This window comes from Halobacillus seohaensis (assembly GCF_042663045.1).
In the GTDB taxonomy this organism is placed as follows: domain Bacteria; phylum Bacillota; class Bacilli; order Bacillales; family Halobacillaceae; genus Halobacillus_A; species Halobacillus_A seohaensis.
The window spans coordinates 113,774-130,948 of sequence record NZ_JBHSZV010000047.1; the positions used below are offsets into that span (position 1 = coordinate 113,774).

Annotated in this window: 12 protein-coding genes and 2 riboswitches; of the genes, 5 read left to right on the top strand and 7 right to left on the bottom strand. The window is 36.3% G+C overall.

The annotated features are described in order from the left end of the window. Positions 1 to 3 precede the first annotated feature (3 nt). Positions 4 to 426: a universal stress protein gene (locus ACFQIC_RS16830; protein ID WP_204708574.1), complete on the top strand. Its 423-nt coding sequence runs from the start codon at positions 4 to 6 to the stop codon at positions 424 to 426. A gap of 1,551 nt (positions 427 to 1,977) precedes the next feature. Here the strand turns inward: ACFQIC_RS16830 and ACFQIC_RS16835 are convergent. The 4 genes from ACFQIC_RS16835 to ACFQIC_RS16850 form a co-directional block, all read right to left on the bottom strand. Continuing rightward, a complete protein-coding gene (locus ACFQIC_RS16835) occupies positions 1,978 to 2,895 on the bottom strand; it encodes an aldo/keto reductase (protein ID WP_204708575.1) in 918 nt (305 codons plus the stop codon). A gap of 132 nt (positions 2,896 to 3,027) precedes the next feature. Beyond that, complete coding sequence (locus ACFQIC_RS16840) at positions 3,028 to 3,567, bottom strand: 2'-5' RNA ligase family protein (RefSeq protein ID WP_204708576.1); 540 nt, start codon at positions 3,565 to 3,567, stop codon at positions 3,028 to 3,030. Between the two features lie 42 nt (positions 3,568 to 3,609). Then, positions 3,610 to 4,659: a serine hydrolase domain-containing protein gene (locus ACFQIC_RS16845; protein ID WP_204708577.1), complete on the bottom strand. Its 1,050-nt coding sequence runs from the start codon at positions 4,657 to 4,659 to the stop codon at positions 3,610 to 3,612. 356 nt (positions 4,660 to 5,015) lie between these two features. Then, entirely contained in the window at positions 5,016 to 5,696 is a 681-nt protein-coding gene (locus tag ACFQIC_RS16850) for a serine/threonine protein kinase (RefSeq protein ID WP_204708578.1), read from the bottom strand. Positions 5,697 to 6,022: 326 nt separating this feature from the next. Here ACFQIC_RS16850 and ACFQIC_RS16855 point away from each other — a divergent pair, with 326 nt between their 5' ends. The 4 genes from ACFQIC_RS16855 to metE all read left to right on the top strand — a co-directional run bounded on the left by ACFQIC_RS16855 (position 6,023) and on the right by metE (position 13,336). Then, positions 6,023 to 7,912, top strand: coding sequence for an LTA synthase family protein (locus ACFQIC_RS16855; RefSeq protein ID WP_204708579.1), 1,890 nt, complete (start codon positions 6,023 to 6,025; stop codon positions 7,910 to 7,912). 226 nt (positions 7,913 to 8,138) lie between these two features. After that, complete coding sequence (locus ACFQIC_RS16860) at positions 8,139 to 9,359, top strand: S1C family serine protease (RefSeq protein WP_204708580.1); 1,221 nt, start codon at positions 8,139 to 8,141, stop codon at positions 9,357 to 9,359. A gap of 101 nt (positions 9,360 to 9,460) precedes the next feature. After that, a complete protein-coding gene (locus tag ACFQIC_RS16865) occupies positions 9,461 to 10,351 on the top strand; it encodes a peptidylprolyl isomerase (RefSeq protein ID WP_204708581.1) in 891 nt (296 codons plus the stop codon). A gap of 142 nt (positions 10,352 to 10,493) precedes the next feature. After that, positions 10,494 to 10,606: riboswitch (SAM riboswitch) on the top strand. A 62-nt stretch (positions 10,607 to 10,668) separates the two neighbouring features. Continuing rightward, positions 10,669 to 10,870: riboswitch (cobalamin riboswitch) on the top strand. 144 nt (positions 10,871 to 11,014) lie between these two features. After that, positions 11,015 to 13,336: a 5-methyltetrahydropteroyltriglutamate--homocysteine S-methyltransferase gene (gene metE, locus ACFQIC_RS16870; RefSeq protein ID WP_204708582.1), complete on the top strand. Its 2,322-nt coding sequence runs from the start codon at positions 11,015 to 11,017 to the stop codon at positions 13,334 to 13,336. Positions 13,337 to 13,712: 376 nt separating this feature from the next. On the opposite strand, the gene ACFQIC_RS16875 is transcribed toward metE, so the two are convergent. From ACFQIC_RS16875 to ACFQIC_RS16885, 3 genes are all read right to left on the bottom strand, one after another. Then, a complete protein-coding gene (locus ACFQIC_RS16875; RefSeq protein ID WP_204708583.1) occupies positions 13,713 to 15,305 on the bottom strand; it encodes a PucR family transcriptional regulator in 1,593 nt (530 codons plus the stop codon). Positions 15,306 to 15,369: 64 nt separating this feature from the next. Next, positions 15,370 to 16,572 (bottom strand): NAD(P)-dependent malic enzyme, encoded by a 1,203-nt coding sequence (locus ACFQIC_RS16880; protein WP_204708584.1) that lies wholly within the window; start codon positions 16,570 to 16,572, stop codon positions 15,370 to 15,372. Between the two features lie 354 nt (positions 16,573 to 16,926). Beyond that, positions 16,927 to 17,163 (bottom strand): hypothetical protein, encoded by a 237-nt coding sequence (locus tag ACFQIC_RS16885; protein ID WP_204708585.1) that lies wholly within the window; start codon positions 17,161 to 17,163, stop codon positions 16,927 to 16,929. Positions 17,164 to 17,175 lie beyond the last annotated feature (12 nt).

Here is a 17,175-nt window from a genome sequence, read left to right on the forward strand (position 1 = left end):
CTTATGTTTAAAAATATTTTACTAGCTACAGATGGATCAGAACACTCAAACCGAGCGATTGACCAAACGTTAAAAATGGTTTCCCCTTATAAAGATGAAGTTCATATTGAACTGATCTATGCTGTCGATGGAGAAAAGTCTAAAAAAGATGTCTTAAAACACGGAGACTCCCATACGGCCACGGCTAAACGAAAAGAAAAATTTCTGGATACGGTCCAGATTATCGAAGGTGAAGGAGTGAAGTCTGATATCACTATTCTTCATGGTGAACCAGCAGAGTCACTCATTAAATATGCAAATGAAGGCAATTATGATTGCGTAGTTATTGGCAGTCGGGGAAGAAACAAATTTCAAACATTGATTCTCGGAAGTGTCAGTCACAAGCTACTAAAATATGTAACAAAACCTGTTATTGTCGTTAAATAATAAAAACGTGTCACCTAGATCAAGTAGTTCAGTTTTGGAGTACAAAAGCAATTTGTACCCCCTTAACTGAACTACTTTTTTATATGAATTCACACCATAATCGCAAGGGATCGTGGCAGTTAAAATACTACGTTACGAAGGGATTGCTCGTCCGCTTTTCCACAGGGTGTGTCGCCCATTCCAATTTATCTCACAGTGAATTTGATTGAACTTTAGATCTATTTTATCGTGATAAAACTAAACGCTTAAACAGCATATTTTTTGTTTTTGCCGATCCTCACCTTTTAATTTCCACACCCAAGCAATATCACCATCTTCATAAATTTCGTGTTAGATATCCTTACATAAAGATATAAAAGATACAAATAAAATGCTATCCTTTGATTAATCAAAATATTGAAACAATTAACAGGAGGGCATAACCATGAAAAAAACAAAAAACGTTAACCTTTTCTCATTTATAGTACTTGCTGTAAGAATGGGCATAGAAAAATAAAGTACAGAGCATTTTACGATAAGAACTAAATCTATATAAATTATTAAAAGAACCCCTTGGGAAGCACCAAGGGGTTCTTTTACCTATCAATATTTATGTTAAAATAACTACAAAGTTTGTGAAGAAATACACTTATACTAACACAGCAGGATTGTTTAAGAATCGATTCCGAGATGATTGTGTGGCTGTTCCGTCATTGGTATGAGGAGAAGGTGGTCGGGGAAATAACTTGCTTTCCGTGGGAGTACGGTGAGCCTCCTTGGACTTCGTCCTGCGGGGTCTCACCATGTCCTCTATTCCCACAGGAGTCACGTCATTTCCCCGACCACCTTGCCATGAAGAAGAGGGACGGAACATCTACGAATCTAAGAAATTTGCACGTAGCTATTGTTATAACAGCATGTTTATCCTCTATTTTCACTATGGAGGAAGGCCTCCTACTCGGGTCCGTTCGTGAAAATAAAGCAGAGAGGGTCGGGAAAAGCGGACTAGATGAGCCCCGCAGAGTTTAGCGAGGCCACTAAAAAAGTCTTTCAAGGAAAAATACAATGAGACCACTTACTATATATCGGTGATCCCATCGACTTTGCCTTATATATTGATTGATTTAGTTCTTGTTCTCTTATATTATCAATTTTTCAGTGTCCTCCACGATTCTCACGCATAAGGCGTTCTGCTCACGTGAAGTAGCTTAACCGATGCTTCCGTTCTCCTCACAAAAGCAAGAAGGTCCGGGAAATTGCGAGACTCCTGTGGGATGAACATGATCGGTGAGATCCCGTAAGGCGCAGCCTGAGGAAGCTCACTACATGCCCACGGAAAGCGAGTGATTTCCCGGACCTTCTAACGCCATCCTTGGTAACGGAAACCACCGGAATGTCTCAAAGCTGAGTCTTCCACAATCCTGGGCATTTAGTTCATTAAGATTTTTTAAATCACAAATCTAGGTACATTTTAAAGTGTAATTCCTCATTTTGCGATAGAGATCGGAACATATTAGGCCGCACCAGGTTTTTTTTGATCGTTCTTACTTTTATAATATACTTCTCAACATCCTAAGGCAGTTCATTTCCTGCCGCAAGATAAAGTTCGTACCATTCTTTTCTCGTTAGTTCAATCTCCGAAGCCTTCGCAATATCTTTTAAACGTTCCGGATTCATCGTCCCAACAACCGGCTGGATTTTCGCAGGATGACGTAAAATCCATGCCGTTGCGATAGCTGAATCAGTTACGCTTTTTTTCTCAGCAAGTTCCTGTAGTTTCGCATTAACTTCAGGGAACGCTTTATTACCAATAAACGGTCCTTCAATCATACCGTGTTGGAACGGTGACCATGCTTGGATGGTTATGTCATTCAAGCGACAGTATTCGAGAACGTTACCATCCCGGACGGTCGCCGCATCATGCTGCATGTTTACATTGAAACCTGCGTCAATCATTGGCGTATGTACGATACTTAATTGCAACTGGTTTATGATTAAGTCTTCTTTCAGATGCTTTTTTAACAGTTCAACTTGCATCGGATTCTGGTTACTGACACCAAAGTGCCGAACTTTTCCGCTCTCCTTTAATGTTGTGAAAGCTTCTGCCACTTCTTCCGGCTCAAATAATGCATCTGGGCGATGAAGTAGTAAACAATCAATATAGTCAGTTTTTAATCGACGCAGACTTCCTTCTACAGATTCTAGGATATGTTCTTTGGAAAAATCAAAGTAATCCTCTCGAATCCCACATTTCGTCTGAAGTTTCATTTTTTCACGAACGTCATCATTCATGTCGATCGCTTCTGCAAACACTTCTTCTGATTTTCCGGCTCCGTAGATATCTGCATGGTCAAATAAATCAACGCCAACCTCCAAAGCATTTTCGATCGTGTAGGCTGCATCTTTTTTACTGAGTTTATTCATGCGCATACAACCCAATGAAATTTCGCCAACTTCTAATTCACTGTTACCTAAATTGATCTTTTTCACAAAAAGCACCTCTTTTCATCTGATGTTTCTATCGTAACACCTCGTGAGAAGAATAGTAATTGTTAACGCTTGCAATATATGTATTGTGCAGGAATCGTACTATTCTTAACTAAGAAATCTATTAATTCCTGTTCATCCTGATAAATTTACTCTATGAAGTACATTTACCTTTACATCCTCATTTATTCTATCTTGAAGTGAATAGACGGATAACGTATCTAATGTAAACTCTTCTGGAAAGTCTAAGTTAAGTAGTTCTTGCTTTTCTTTCTCAGAGATTGTAGTCAGGTTACACAATGTACAATGAGGCTTATATGGAAATGGACTATCTTTGAATTTTATTCGAGAGTTTTTAAATTCTTGATGAATGTCTCTCAGTGGTTCTTCGTTTTTTAGTGTGAAAAAGAATATATTGGTACCTGGAAAATTCATTACATGAGAAAAAGAAACCATAACTGCTGGGATCTGATCTGCTATCTTATTTACTTCTTCAAATACGTCATTTGGTTTTTGTCCAGGTTGGAAGACGCCTATTCCACTAGAACCAGTTAACGTTATTTCTACAGGCAAAACATCTGGGTAATGATAATCCTTCCTTATTCTTTTTATCTTCTCTGAGATTTTCTTTGGTAAATCCAAAACTATGTATGTATCGTTAGTAAAACTATCCATTTCACTTCCTCCCACTCAACAATAACATCCTCTACATTGACTTTATTCCGTTGATCTTCGAAAATCTCTAGGTCCATTCATAACCTTTTCTTCAATACCTTTCAGAATGTCAAAAGCTCCCTCAGACTTATTTGAACAGATCGCGACTTTCATAGATAACCCAGGATAATAGGCAGAGTGAAAGCTAACTCCAGGATCATATCCCATGATGTGATATTTAAGAACACTGTCTTCTGATTTCTTAATCCATACACCATACCCATAGAACCCAGTTTCATTGACTTGTACATGAGCTGTTAAAACCTTGTTAGTATATGTTTCACTTAAAAGTTGATTATTAAAAAGTGCCTCCCACAACTTCACCATGTCACTAACTGTTACATAAGCTCCCCCGTCCGGGCCACCCTTTGCCGGCAACGAATAAATATTTGTTTTCCAAGTACCATCAGGATTGTCTATATATCCTAATGATGTATTTGACGGCAGTGAGTCAAATGAAAAGTACCCAGAGTTCGTTATATTAGCCTTTGTGAAAATGTATTTTTGTATGTAGTCAGAGAACTCAAGTCCACTTACCTGTTCGATTATTAATCCCAACAAAATATATCCAGCATTATTGTAATGAAACCTTTCTCCCACTTGGGATTTCATAGGCTCGTGTTGGAATAATGGAAGGAAATCGCTCGCCATTCTAACATGATACATTGGTCTTTTAACCCATAATTCCTCAAAATCCTTCATAACTTCCTCATCAAAGTAATCTGGTATGCCCGAAGTATGTGTCAACAAATGGTGGACAGTTATCCCTTCGTCAAAATGTTTAAAGTTAATAGAAAGACAATCGCTCAATTTAGAATCTAAAGACACTTTACCCTCTTCAACAAGCTGACAAATAGCTATTGCCGTGAAGAGTTTGCATCCAGATGCTATTCCAAAACGAGTCTCTGAATTATTTTCTAGTTTTGCCGAACGATTAGCGTAACCGCCGTGTGTATCTACTAATACTTTCTCACGATCTTGCACCAATATTGCCCCTGAAAAATCACTCTTATTTTGAATATCTGAAATGATCCTTGATAACTCTATATTCATAGTTTTTCCTCCAGAATTGGGATTGGACCTAATGATTAGCCCCTAGCCATTCCTATTCATCCTTGAAATGAAAGGGACTTTTACGTATACAATGATTGTGGCAAGGAACCCCAAACTTTAAATCAAGATAGTAAGTTGAGTCTAAATGTAGTTGTTTTTGTTTCCCATTGGATTTCAATAATATAGATAAAATGCCGAATATAATCCCTTCTATGTTTAACCTTCTCTAATGGCATTGATTGAATGGGAACCTCCGAGATTTCTACGAAAAAACGGGGTGGCAAGGTCCCGCAGTGAAGGACAAGCAGGAAACCCACGTCGATATTATCTCTCTTTACCATGTACTCACACTGAATCTAGTCTTTTTTAAACGTTGCAAATTTAACAACCATTCTCATAAACTCTTCGTATGAGGAAAATCGTCTATTCCTCTGATTATACCATTTTCGAACAGTTTCTATTAACCAGAACGGAATCGACTTTCCATCAATGATATGATAATGCTCTTGATAGCCATTTTTTAAGTGTTCCCACCGAAAATCGTTTCCAGGATGTACATATTCCGAGACATCAAGTATTTTTGCTCTTCCGTTTTGTAATAAAATATTTTTTAAATGGATATCACGCGGGTTTAACCCCTTTTCACGTACATATTCCCTTGCATCCTCTACATCTTTTACAACCTGCTCTGGAATATGAATACCTTGTAATAAGCAATCATAGAGCGTTTTCCCTTCCTCATAACTTAATACGAGATATTTATCGTAAGAAGCAAAGCAAGTTGAAAAAAATGGTGAATCTCCTAACATATTGTAAACCTTTTCTTCTACTTTTATTTTAGATGCTTTATACTCCGCATATATTTTAAACGCATATTTTGGAGCGTAAAGAGATTGAAAAACTGCGGCATCTGTCCCTACTCCAATGCATTTCAGCCCATCAGAATCACCATATATAGTTACAGGTTCATTGTTTGGATTAGAAGAAACGATGACTTGAGATAGAGAATGAATCGCCACTTCCCATTGATCGCCCATGTTAAAATTCTCCTCTCTATTCTCTTTTACTTCATAAGATTCTATGTCTAAACTGATCCCTTAATGAGTATATCAATTCCATTCTATCATTAAGATATGGCATATCTTAGGCATAAATATGTAAAAACATATTTATTGAATTGGAATACTTATTGGGTATCCATTCATTTAACAGGGAATCTTTAAATAGCTACGGGGGCCGAAGAAGGGTTAAATAGATGTATGTAACAAAAGTTTCATAAATGAACGCTCCATTTTGTTTACTCCTATTTATCATTTTGTTAAATTATACTCTTAATCAAGAACAGAGAGTCAGGAGGTTAACCATGAATGAAAATTATAGAGGGCTTTTCAATAAAGGGTGGGTATTCTTTACAATAGCTGTTCTCTTATTGTGGATCAAATCCTACTACGCCTTTCAAACTGCTTTTGCATTAGATATTGAGAATAGTATTCAACAATTTATTTTAGTGATCACTCCCATAGGTCCCATTTTATTTTTTCTAGGACTATCGCTCTTCTTCTCACCTAAACGACGTAATAAAGCTTTTATAGTGATATATTTCATCATGTCCTTTGTACTTTTTGCAAACGTAGTGTATTTTCGATTTTTTAATGATTTCATTACACTTCCCGTTCTTATGCAATATAAAAACTTCCTGGATCTTGGAGGAAGTACCAAATCTTTGCTTCATCTAACGGATATACTATATTGGATCGATGTGGTTATTCTTATAGCTTGGAGTATTCGAAAAAAAACTAAACCCACCATGGAGTTTCGCAAACGTACAGTGGTCATGATTTTCGCTGCCGTCCTTGGATTTGGTGCTGTTAACTTAAGTTTAGCAGAGGTGGAACGTCCACAGCTTCTTGTGAGAACGTTTGATCGTGCAAAGCTTGTCAAACTTCTAGGAATCTATAATTATCACATTTACGACAGTGTCATGACGGCCAAATCTTCAACAAGTCGTGCGTTTGCTGATAGTAATGAATTAACCGAAGTATTAAACTATGTCAACTCACAGCAAGGAAAAATGGGAGCAAAAGGGAAATACTTTGGAAAAGCAAAAGGGAAAAACGTTGTTTTAGTTTCCTTAGAATCAACGCAGAATTTTGTAATTAATAGAAAGTTACATGGTCAAGAAATTACTCCGTTCTTAAATGACTTGGTTAAAAAAAGTTTTTACTTTAATAATTTCTATCATAATACAGGACAAGGGAAAACTTCAGACTCTGAATTTATTATTGATAATTCTTTGTATGGATTACCACGTGGAGCTGTATTTACCACGAATGAAAGTAACGAATACAACGCAACTCCTGAAATACTAAAAGAACATAACTACACATCCGTAAGCTTTCATGGGAATAATGATAGCTTTTGGAACCGAGATGTGATGTATAAAACACTTGGCTATGACTACTTTTATTCAAAAGAAGAGTATAAAGTGACGGAAGAGAACTCTGTAAATTATGGTTTAAAAGATATACCTTTCTTTAAACAATCCATGCCCAAGGTAAAAAAATTGGAGAAACCATACTATGCAAAGTTTATAACTATGACGAACCACTATCCGTATATATTAAATAACCAAAATATGAATATGATCGAACCGGCTCATACTGGAGATGGATCAGTAGATCGTTATTTCCAAACCGTTCGCTATATGGACGAATCAATTAAAAAATTCTTCAATCTTATGAAGCAACAAAACGAATATGAGGACACTATATTTGTATTATATGGGGATCACTATGGCATATCTGAAAATCATAAACCTGCTATGAGTGAAGTTCTAGATAAAGAAATTCGTCCGTTCGAGCATATTCAACTGCAAAAAGTCCCTTTAATTATCCATGTTCCTGGTATGGAAGGTGAGAAAATGGAGACAGTAGGTGGACAAATTGATTTAAAACCTACTATCTTAAACTTACTTGGGATTGAACAAAAAAATGATGTCCAGTTTGGTACCGACTTATTTGCTAAAACCCGTAAAGATTTGACCATTCTCCGAGACGGTAGTGTAATAACAGATCAGTATGTTTATGCTGCTGAAGCCAATAAGTGCTATGACAAATCAACGAAAGAGAAAATTAATATAAAAACATGTATCCCTTTAAAACAAAAAGCAGAAAAAGAATTAAATTACTCAGACAAAGTCGTTTATGGCGATTTAATCCGTTATAAGGAAAGTGAACAAAAGGAAAACAAATAACTATTCAAATAAAAACACACCTCCTAATCATTTTAAATATTTGGGGGGGGTGTTTTTATTATCCCCTCCCTCATAAAAGTTCCATCCTACTCTGTTTTAGCGAACCATCTAAGTCGATCACATACTTTTTACATATTTATGCTAAAAAATTGCCAATTCATATTACTAGAATGAAGTTACAGTATTTTCACAAGATAACTGAATCCACAAAGAAAGGTAAGATTATATGGATGAAGATGAAGATGAAAACGAACTGAACCAAACACCAAATAACACAAAGAAGAATAGTTTTTTCAATCAGCTAGTTCAGTCAAAGACCAAATTATTAATCGTAACCGTAGTTGTCGGTCTTGGAGCTTTTGCACTATTTAACGCGAATATTTTTTCATTTAATTCTACTTCTACGAGCGCAAGTAATGAAAATACAACTGAAAATGAAGAAATAAATACTAAGCAACTATCAACAAATAACTCAGAAGAAGACGCATCAGTTGTTGAAGCGGTAAAAAAAACTTCAGACGCTATCGTCGGCATTGTTAAGTATAGGCAATCATCACAGCTGCTTGAAGAAAGTAAAGCTGGGACAGGGTCAGGTGTTATTTACAAAAAAGAAAACGGTTCTGCTTATGTGGTGACGAATCAACATGTGATTGAGGGATCAGAATCTATTGATGTGATTCTAAGTGGCGGAAAAAAAGTACAAGCAGAGGTCGTGGGTAGCGATCCTTTTACAGACTTAGCTGTATTGAAAGTTGATGGTTCTAACGTAAATAGTGTAGCTGAATTTGGCTCATCTAAAGACTTGCACGTTGGGGAAACGGCTATTGCAATTGGGAATCCATTAGGTATGAAATTTGCCGGTTCTGTAACAAAAGGCATCATAAGTGGTTTAGACCGTACGATGCCAGTAGACTTAAATAAAGATGGAAAGTTAGATTGGAAGACAGATGTTTTACAAACAGATGCTGCTATTAACCCAGGTAATAGTGGAGGCGCATTAATAAACCTAAATAGTAAAGTCATAGGGATTAACTCCATGAAAATTGCAAAACAAAAAGTAGAAGGTATCGGATTTGCCATTCCAACTTCAACTGTGAAGCCTATAATTAAGGACCTAGAAGAAAATGGAGAAGTTACACGTCCATTCATGGGAATTCAAACTAGAGATTTATCTTCCATTTCAACACGTCTTCAACAAGAACAGTTAAACCTCCCTGAAGATGTGGAATCTGGTGTCGTTATAGCAAAAACGCAAGGAGATTCTCCTGCAGATCAAGCAGGTTTACAAAAATATGATGTTCTCGTTCAGGCTGATGGTAATAAAATTTCTTCTCTTGTAGATCTGAGAAAATACATTTATGAGAAAAAAGAAGTTGGAGAAAAAATGAAGTTAACGTATTATCGTGAAGGAGAAAAACAAACAACGCCGTTAACATTGGGCAAATAACTATAAAAAATTGACCAGTAAATAAGACATAAATTTATGTTCTTTAACTTATTCAATATAAAACAAAATTTCCCTTTTTAAAAAAGCAAGGAGGATATATTATGAGAAAAGTAATACCAGTGTTAGTTTCTATTATCGCTATGTTAACATTAGCTGCTTGTAATAATAGCAGTGCATCATCAAATTCCAAAGTGGTAGCTTCTACGAAAAATGGAGAGGTAAATAAAGAAGAATTTTATAATAAATTGGTAAGTGAGCACGGAGATAAAGTGCTAAAGGATATGGTTTATGAAGAAGTGTTATCAGAAAAATTTTCTGTTTCGGATAAAAAAGTCCAAACAAAACTAGATAAAATGAAAGAGCAATATGGGGATAAATTCCAATCTGTATTAAAACAAAATGGTTTTGCTGATGAAGCTCAATTTAAAGAGGTAATTCGCTCATCAATGTTGAAACAGAAAGCCGCCACCCAAGGAGTTAGCGTAAAAGATGAAGAAATAAAACAGTACTATGAAAACATGAAAAAAGAATTCAAGGCTAGTCATATTTTAGTAAAAGATAAAAAAACAGCAGATGAAGTATTGAAAAAACTAGAAAATGGTGAAGAATTTGCTAAACTAGCCAAAGAGTATTCCACAGATAAGAAATCCGCTAATAATGGTGGGAAACTTGGAGGATACACATCTACTGGAAAAATGGTTCTACCATTTGAAAAAGCTGCTTATAATTTGAAAGTGGGCGAAGTAAGTGACCCTGTAAAAACCAAACATGGTTATCATGTCATCAAAGTCACCGATAAACGTGATAAAGAGGATACATCTTCTATTGGTAAGTTCAAAGATATGAAAGACCAATTACGTCAAGAATTGCTAAATCGACAAGCTAATCCTGATAATATAACAGAAATCATGAAAAATGCAGGCGTAGAAATTAAAATAGAGGAACTTAAAGACCAAATATCTTTTGAACCAAAATCAAGTGCAAGTAAATAGATTTAAGCACGATGTTCTCGAAGGAAAACGTCTTTTTGATGTCCCCCCCTTTTTATTAGTACCAAACACTTTTTGCTTGTGAACCGAACGTTGACAGTAAATTCCTATCGTGCTACTATGTTTTTAATCAATTAAATAGAATCTCTTATTCAGAGAGGTGGAGGGACTGGCCCGTTGAAACCCGGCAACCTATCAGCGTACTAACGTTGATTGTGGTGCTAATTCCAGCAAAGCGATCGCTTTGAAAAATAAGAGAGGTGCGTCTAAAACCTCTCTCAACGAGAGGTTTTTTTTCGTACAACATCAATACACAACTAAATATCGTATATCACTCAGGTGTTGTCTAAGTTCTTAAACTAGCTTATTTCAACTTAAAAGGGAAGTCGGTGAAAATCCGACACGGTCCCGCCACTGTTATAGGGAGCAACTTGCAAACATGTCACTATATTTTTAAAAATGGGAAGACGCAAGTATGTGAAGATCTTGAGTCAGGAGACCTACCTGTTGATTACACACTAGAACCTACGAGGATTAGGGAGGTGTTAGGCACTTTAACAGAATCAGTCTGTCTTAACAGGCTTATTTAATAATACTGTCATAACAATCTCTCTTTCTTGCAAAAGAGAGATTGTTTTGGCTAGAAAAGATATGGGAGGAATAGATATGACAAAAAGCTCAACGATCGGTTATCCGAGAATCGGAGAAAAACGAGAATGGAAGAAAGCCTTGGAGCAATTCTGGAAAGAGAACATAACTGAAACAGAACTTTTAACAGAGATGAAAAGTCTAAGGATCAATGATCTAAAAAAACAAAAAGACATCGGTATCGACCTGATTCCAGTTGGCGATTTCAGTATGTATGATCAAGTCCTCGATACGGCTGTGATGTTTGGCTTAATCCCTGATCGATTTAAGCACCAAGATGAGAAAGCACTACAGACGTATTTTGATATTGCTCGTGGTAATGATAAAGCAGTGGCCTCAGAAATGACGAAATGGTTCAATACCAATTACCATTACATTGTTCCAGAAATTGAAGCTGATGCTGAACCTACACTAGTAGAAAACCGATTGCTACATTACTTTCAAGAGGCAAAAGAAAAGCTAGCAATCAACGGTAAACCCGTGATCCTCGGCCCTGTTACATTTTTAAAATTGTCTAAGGGTTTTGAGAAAAAAGATTTTAACAAACTGCTTAAAAAACTTGTTCCCCTCTACATACAAGTGCTTCAAGAACTTGAGAACGCTGGTGCTGAGTGGGTGCAAATTGATGAACCGATCCTAGCTACTACACTGACTGAAGAAGATATCACATTAGTCAAAGATGTATATCAATCCATCCAACAAGAGTTATCCAGCATAAAAACTCTTCTCCAAACCTATTTTGAAGCAGTCGATCATTACGAGGAGATCGTTTCCCTGCCAGTCGACGGTATCGGCCTTGATTTTGTTCATGATGAAGGAGCAAATCTGGACAATCTAAAAAAATATGGTTTTCCAGAGGATAAAACCCTCGCTGCCGGTGTAATCAATGGTCGTAACATTTGGAGAGAAAATTTAGATATTAAATTGTCCCAGCTTGAAACAATCATATCAAAAGTTGAAAAAAAACGTCTGATCGTTCAACCTTCATGCAGCTTATTACATGTGCCTGTCACTGTGACTACTGAAACCGAATTACAACCTCATCTAAAGAATGCCTTGGCCTTTGCCGATCAAAAGCTTGATGAAATTAAGATTTTAACCGATAGCTTAAATAATGGAAGAGATACAGTTGAAGCAAAATTAAAAGAGCAGGCTCAGAGTCGAGAAGAACTATGGAAATCAGCTAGTAGAAATAATCACGAGGTTCAAAGTGAAGTGGAATCTTGGAAAGATGTTGAACCGAAGCGAGATCAGCACTACCCTACTCGTCAGAAGATACAACATGAGTTTTTCCAACTTCCATTGTTGCCAACTACCACGATTGGAAGTCTTCCACAAACACCTGAAATTCGTCAAGCACGATTAAAGTGGAGAAAAGGTGATTGGTTAGATCAGCAATACGATGCCTTTATTGAAAAAAATATTAGAGAATGGATCCAACGACAAGAGGAAATCGGACTTGATGTACTAATTCATGGAGAATTTGAACGCAATGATATGGTGGAGTTTTTTGGTGAAAAACTTGAAGGATTTGCTTTTACGAGGTATGCCTGGGTTCAATCTTACGGCTCTCGCTGCGTAAAACCACCAATCATTTATGGAGATGTAGCATTGACTGAACCAATGACCGTAAAAGAAATCACATACGCGCAATCGCTAACAGAAAAGGTCGTTAAAGGAATGTTGACAGGACCAATAACGATTTTAAATTGGTCTTTTGTCCGAGAAGATATCAGTAATTTTGATGTTACAAAACAAATTGCCTTAGCCCTCCAGAAAGAAATAAAGTTTTTAGAAAACAATGACATTCATATGATCCAGGTAGATGAACCCGCCTTGAGAGAAGGATTGCCACTAAAAACTGAAAAACAAAAAGAATATTTAGATGAGGCCGTCTACGCATTTAAGCTTGCAACATCGGCTGTAAAAAGTGAGACGCAAATACACACTCATATGTGTTATTCGGAATTCGGTGAAATTATGAACACGATTGATCAATTGGATGCCGATGTCATTTCGATTGAAACGGCTCGAAGCCACGGAGAACTGATTGCTAATTTTGAGGAAATCTCTTACGAAAAAGAGATCGGACTGGGCGTATACGACATTCATAGCCCACGTGTTCCAAGTGTAGATGAAATGGTAAACAATATAAGCCGTGCCTTGAAGGTTCTTCACCCTCGTCAATTCTGGGTCAATCCGGATTGCGGTTTGAAAACCCGTGGGATTAGTGAAACAACGGCAGCACTAACAAATATGGTGGAAGCAACTCGACAAGTTCGAAATTTGAACGGAGTATATCAAGATCTTCCTAATCCTAAAAGGACCACACACATCTAATATTGAGTAGTTCAGTTTTGAGGGACAAACATTAAAAATGTAAGATGAATTGAGCATCAAATTGCTATGCAATTTGATGCTCTTTTTTGTTGATATGTTAGCGTTTATCTGTCTTTTGAATAAGATTCAACAAGCAGAAAAGCAACTCAAGTTGTTTCAAATCTCCCCCTATCCCTTATACGGTAACGAAACCCCATGATCTCAAAATCGAGTATTCAACAATGCTGCCCGTTTGTTGAATAACTTCCTAGATACCGACGATTTCCTATGTGGATTAATTGCAATTAGCGTTACAATTTCCTATGAATTTACACCTTACACCGAACCTATAACAATACACCCAAGCGCTTCAAAACTCTTTTTAACTATTTAATTATCAATGATTAATCATTTGCTGATATTCATGAGCTAGAATAGAAAACTCAATGACTTGCCTTTTTTCTGATTCCATGAAATCTTTACCCAATAGATTTTCAAGTTTTTCAAGGCGGTGATACAACGTTTGCCTAACAACAAATACTTTTTTTGCCGTTTCTTTTTTAGAACCATTACACGACAAATAAACCCTTAAAGTTTCCATTAAATTAGTATTGTGCTTTTGATCATACTCAATAATCGGATCCAGATATTCCTTAATCAGACTATTTAAGTTGCTGTGTTTATGTACAAGTGAGATCAGCCGATACATGTGCATATCATCATAGAAATATTTAAGATGACCGGGAGGAAGTCTTCCTTGTATAGATAAAGTTTCTTGAGCTGTGTTAAAGCTTTCATGCAATTGATCCAACTGTTTCACAAATTTTCCTCCAGCTACTTGAAAAGAAGAAATATTTGAGTCATTTAAAATACTTATTTTTTCTAATCGTTCAATCCCTTTTGTAATTCTGCTTTTCCAATCTTCTTCCCCTTTTTTATTCAGCAAAATGAATGTTAACAGGTGACGCTTTTCTACAGGGAAAACAAAATAACCGTTTTGATCAAAAATATTTTGAATAAGCATATTCAAGTAAGTAATATCCGTATTTAAATGCTTATTTCCATCCATTTTTAATTTTACGATTAGAACAACAGCTCCTGTCACTGTGCTATTTATTTTATAAACAGCCAAGTGCTCTTTTATTTCTTCGAAACTGTGTTCACCTTGTAGCCATTCCAGCAGCCATTCGGTCTCCTCTGCTTTTTTCTTTTCTTCCGTATAAAGTTCACGTAAGAGATATTGCGCTAGAGCAGTTGCAGTTCGATCTAATAATAAAGATTCAAATTCCCCAAATTCTTTGAGATTCGAAATTAAATATATATTGGCAAACTCTCTTTCAAACACTTGAACAGGCTGTTTTAATAACCCTTTGGATTGTTTCTTGCTAAGGTGATTTACAGTTGACAACAGTTTCTCTCTTTCTGTTTCTCTAACCTTAGGAATGGTCACTACTTTATGATCCTTTGCTACATAGATGAGCTGACAATTAACATATTGCTGCAAATTTTTAAGAATTTCAAAGTAGTTATCGATCGACAACAACTTTTTATTCAAGCGTTGAGAGTAATCTTCCAGATTTGAAATCAACTCATATTGCTGATTAATTAAATCCGCATGAATGTCTTGAGTAATTTCTACGAATGAAACTTCTTCTTCAAATATAATAATAGGAAAGTTATGTTTATCTGCTATTTCTATGGCTTCCTTTGGGATTTTGTTAATAAAGCTTCCGAGTTCAATACACAGGCCAGCGACTTTTCTTTTGATTAACTGTTCTAATAAAGAAAGAAACAAACCTTCATCTTCTTTCCAACCAAAACCAGTTGATAAAACTAACTCACCGCCCTTTAGATTTCCTCTTACCTCTATAACTTCAAACACGTGAACCCATTTAACTAACCCTTCGATCCCAGCTTTTCCTGCCACAACTTTTGCATTTTTAAAATGTTTTCTTTCCAAAATATTTTTAATAGAAAAGTGATACTTCATAGAATACCCCTCTATAAAAGATACTACAAATTATCAGAAAAATCTAATTGAGGTGAGTGAATTGCTATTTAATAGAGGAAAGATTTACTATTTTCTCTGTAGCGTATGATTTCACTGCTGCCTCAGAAACAACATCCGCTACGGACTGAGCAACTCTTTTATCAAAGGGAGACGGAATCACATAATCGGCTCTTAATTCATCATCTTCTATCAAGGAAGCTATCGCATAAACGGCGGCCTTTTTCATTTCTTTATTTATTTCTTTTGCATGGACTGCTAGTGCACCTTTAAAGATTCCAGGAAAAGCTAACACATTATTTACTTGATTAGGAAAGTCCGAACGACCCGTTCCAATCACTGCCACGCCTGCGTCCTTTGCTTCTTCGGGCATGATTTCAGGTAACGGATTAGCCATTGCAAAAACAATTGGATCTGTGTTCATCTTCTTAATCATGTTAACCTTTAATGCACCAGCCGCTGATACACCGATGAAAACGTCCGCATTATTAATTACATCGTCTAAAATCCCTGTTTCCCTTTGGCCATTTGTTATACTAGCCACCCTTTTCTTAGCTTCATTCATCCTTTCTTCTCTACCTTCATAAATAGCTCCCTTAGAATCGCAAACAATGATGTTATTCACTTTAAATTCTAATAGCAAATCCACAATGGCCACTCCAGCCGATCCCGCCCCATTGATTACCACTTTTATAGTAGAAAATGACTTATTTAAAAGCTTTAAGGCATTCATTAATCCGGCAACGGTTACAATCGCAGTCCCATGTTGATCATCATGGAAAACAGGTATATCTAATTCCTTTTTCAATTTTTCTTCTATCTCAAAACATTCCGGAGCCTTTATATCCTCTAAATTTATTCCTCCAAATGGCGCCTGAACACTTTTTACAATATCAACAAAATTATTCGTATCGTTTGCTTCGATGCATAACGGAAAGGCATTTACATTCGCAAACGATTTAAAAAGCATACATTTTCCTTCCATGACGGGAAGCGAAGCTTTTGCTCCGATATCTCCTAAACCTAATACAGCCGAACCATTCGTGATAACTGCTACGGTATTTCCCTTCATCGTGTAGTCATACATTCTTTGTTCATCTTCATGGATCTCTTTACAGGGCTCTGCTACTCCAGGCGAATAAACTAAACTCAAATCTTCTACACTTTCTACAGGAATTTTTGAAGTAGTCTCTAATTTACCTTGATATCTTTTATGAAGTTCAAGTGCTTCTTCACGATAATCTCTCACACGAAACCCTCCTTCTTTAAATTAGGTTCTCACTGAATCTTTATAAACTTTTCAATATCGGTTTTCCCCTCTAGGGATGGTTGTTGATTGGATAAAGATCAAACAATATAAGTGCTAATAATCGGCGTTTTATCTTTGTACTAATAGCGTATATTAAAGATCCATCACTACTGTAATTCGTGATGTGTTTTAATCCTTTTCTCTGTTTCTAACGATGAAACTAGATTCAGAAAACAAAGCTCGATTGTCGAATAAACTTTGCCACCCCAAATGGACGGCCTATCAATTTTAAAAATAGGTGTAAAAAGGGATTGGTAACATCCAATCCCTTTTACCAAACTATTTGCTTACTAACTATTGAATACCTTGCTTTTTCTGTTGTTGAAAGAGAATCGTAGCAAAGTATTTTCTTGAATCTGGATGTAAGACATGGAGTCTTTCTTTCTTCTCTTTTTCAAGATCGGTACCTTGATAATCAAACTCTAGAAACGAACCACTCAAGTTTTCTGTAACACCTGTAATAATATAGCCTTGTTCAAGCAGGAAATCAATTTTCTCTCGTTCTGCCTCAAATTCATGAAAAGATGACATTCTTCTCCTCCT

What these genes read in the sequence shown, in the direction of transcription:
- ACFQIC_RS16830 (WP_204708574.1), top strand. Translation starts at nt 4, where the DNA reads ATGTTTAAAAATATTTTACTAGCTACAGATGGATCAGAACACTCAAAC.
- ACFQIC_RS16840 (WP_204708576.1), bottom strand. Translation starts at nt 3,567, where the DNA reads ATGGATAGTTTTACTAACGATACATACATAGTTTTGGATTTACCAAAG.
- ACFQIC_RS16845 (WP_204708577.1), bottom strand. Translation starts at nt 4,659, where the DNA reads ATGAATATAGAGTTATCAAGGATCATTTCAGATATTCAAAATAAGAGT.
- ACFQIC_RS16850 (WP_204708578.1), bottom strand. Translation starts at nt 5,696, where the DNA reads ATGGGCGATCAATGGGAAGTGGCGATTCATTCTCTATCTCAAGTCATC.
- ACFQIC_RS16855 (WP_204708579.1), top strand. Translation starts at nt 6,023, where the DNA reads ATGAATGAAAATTATAGAGGGCTTTTCAATAAAGGGTGGGTATTCTTT.
- ACFQIC_RS16860 (WP_204708580.1), top strand. Translation starts at nt 8,139, where the DNA reads ATGGATGAAGATGAAGATGAAAACGAACTGAACCAAACACCAAATAAC.
- ACFQIC_RS16865 (WP_204708581.1), top strand. Translation starts at nt 9,461, where the DNA reads ATGAGAAAAGTAATACCAGTGTTAGTTTCTATTATCGCTATGTTAACA.
- metE (WP_204708582.1), top strand. Translation starts at nt 11,015, where the DNA reads ATGACAAAAAGCTCAACGATCGGTTATCCGAGAATCGGAGAAAAACGA.
- ACFQIC_RS16875 (WP_204708583.1), bottom strand. Translation starts at nt 15,305, where the DNA reads ATGAAGTATCACTTTTCTATTAAAAATATTTTGGAAAGAAAACATTTT.
- ACFQIC_RS16885 (WP_204708585.1), bottom strand. Translation starts at nt 17,163, where the DNA reads ATGTCATCTTTTCATGAATTTGAGGCAGAACGAGAGAAAATTGATTTC.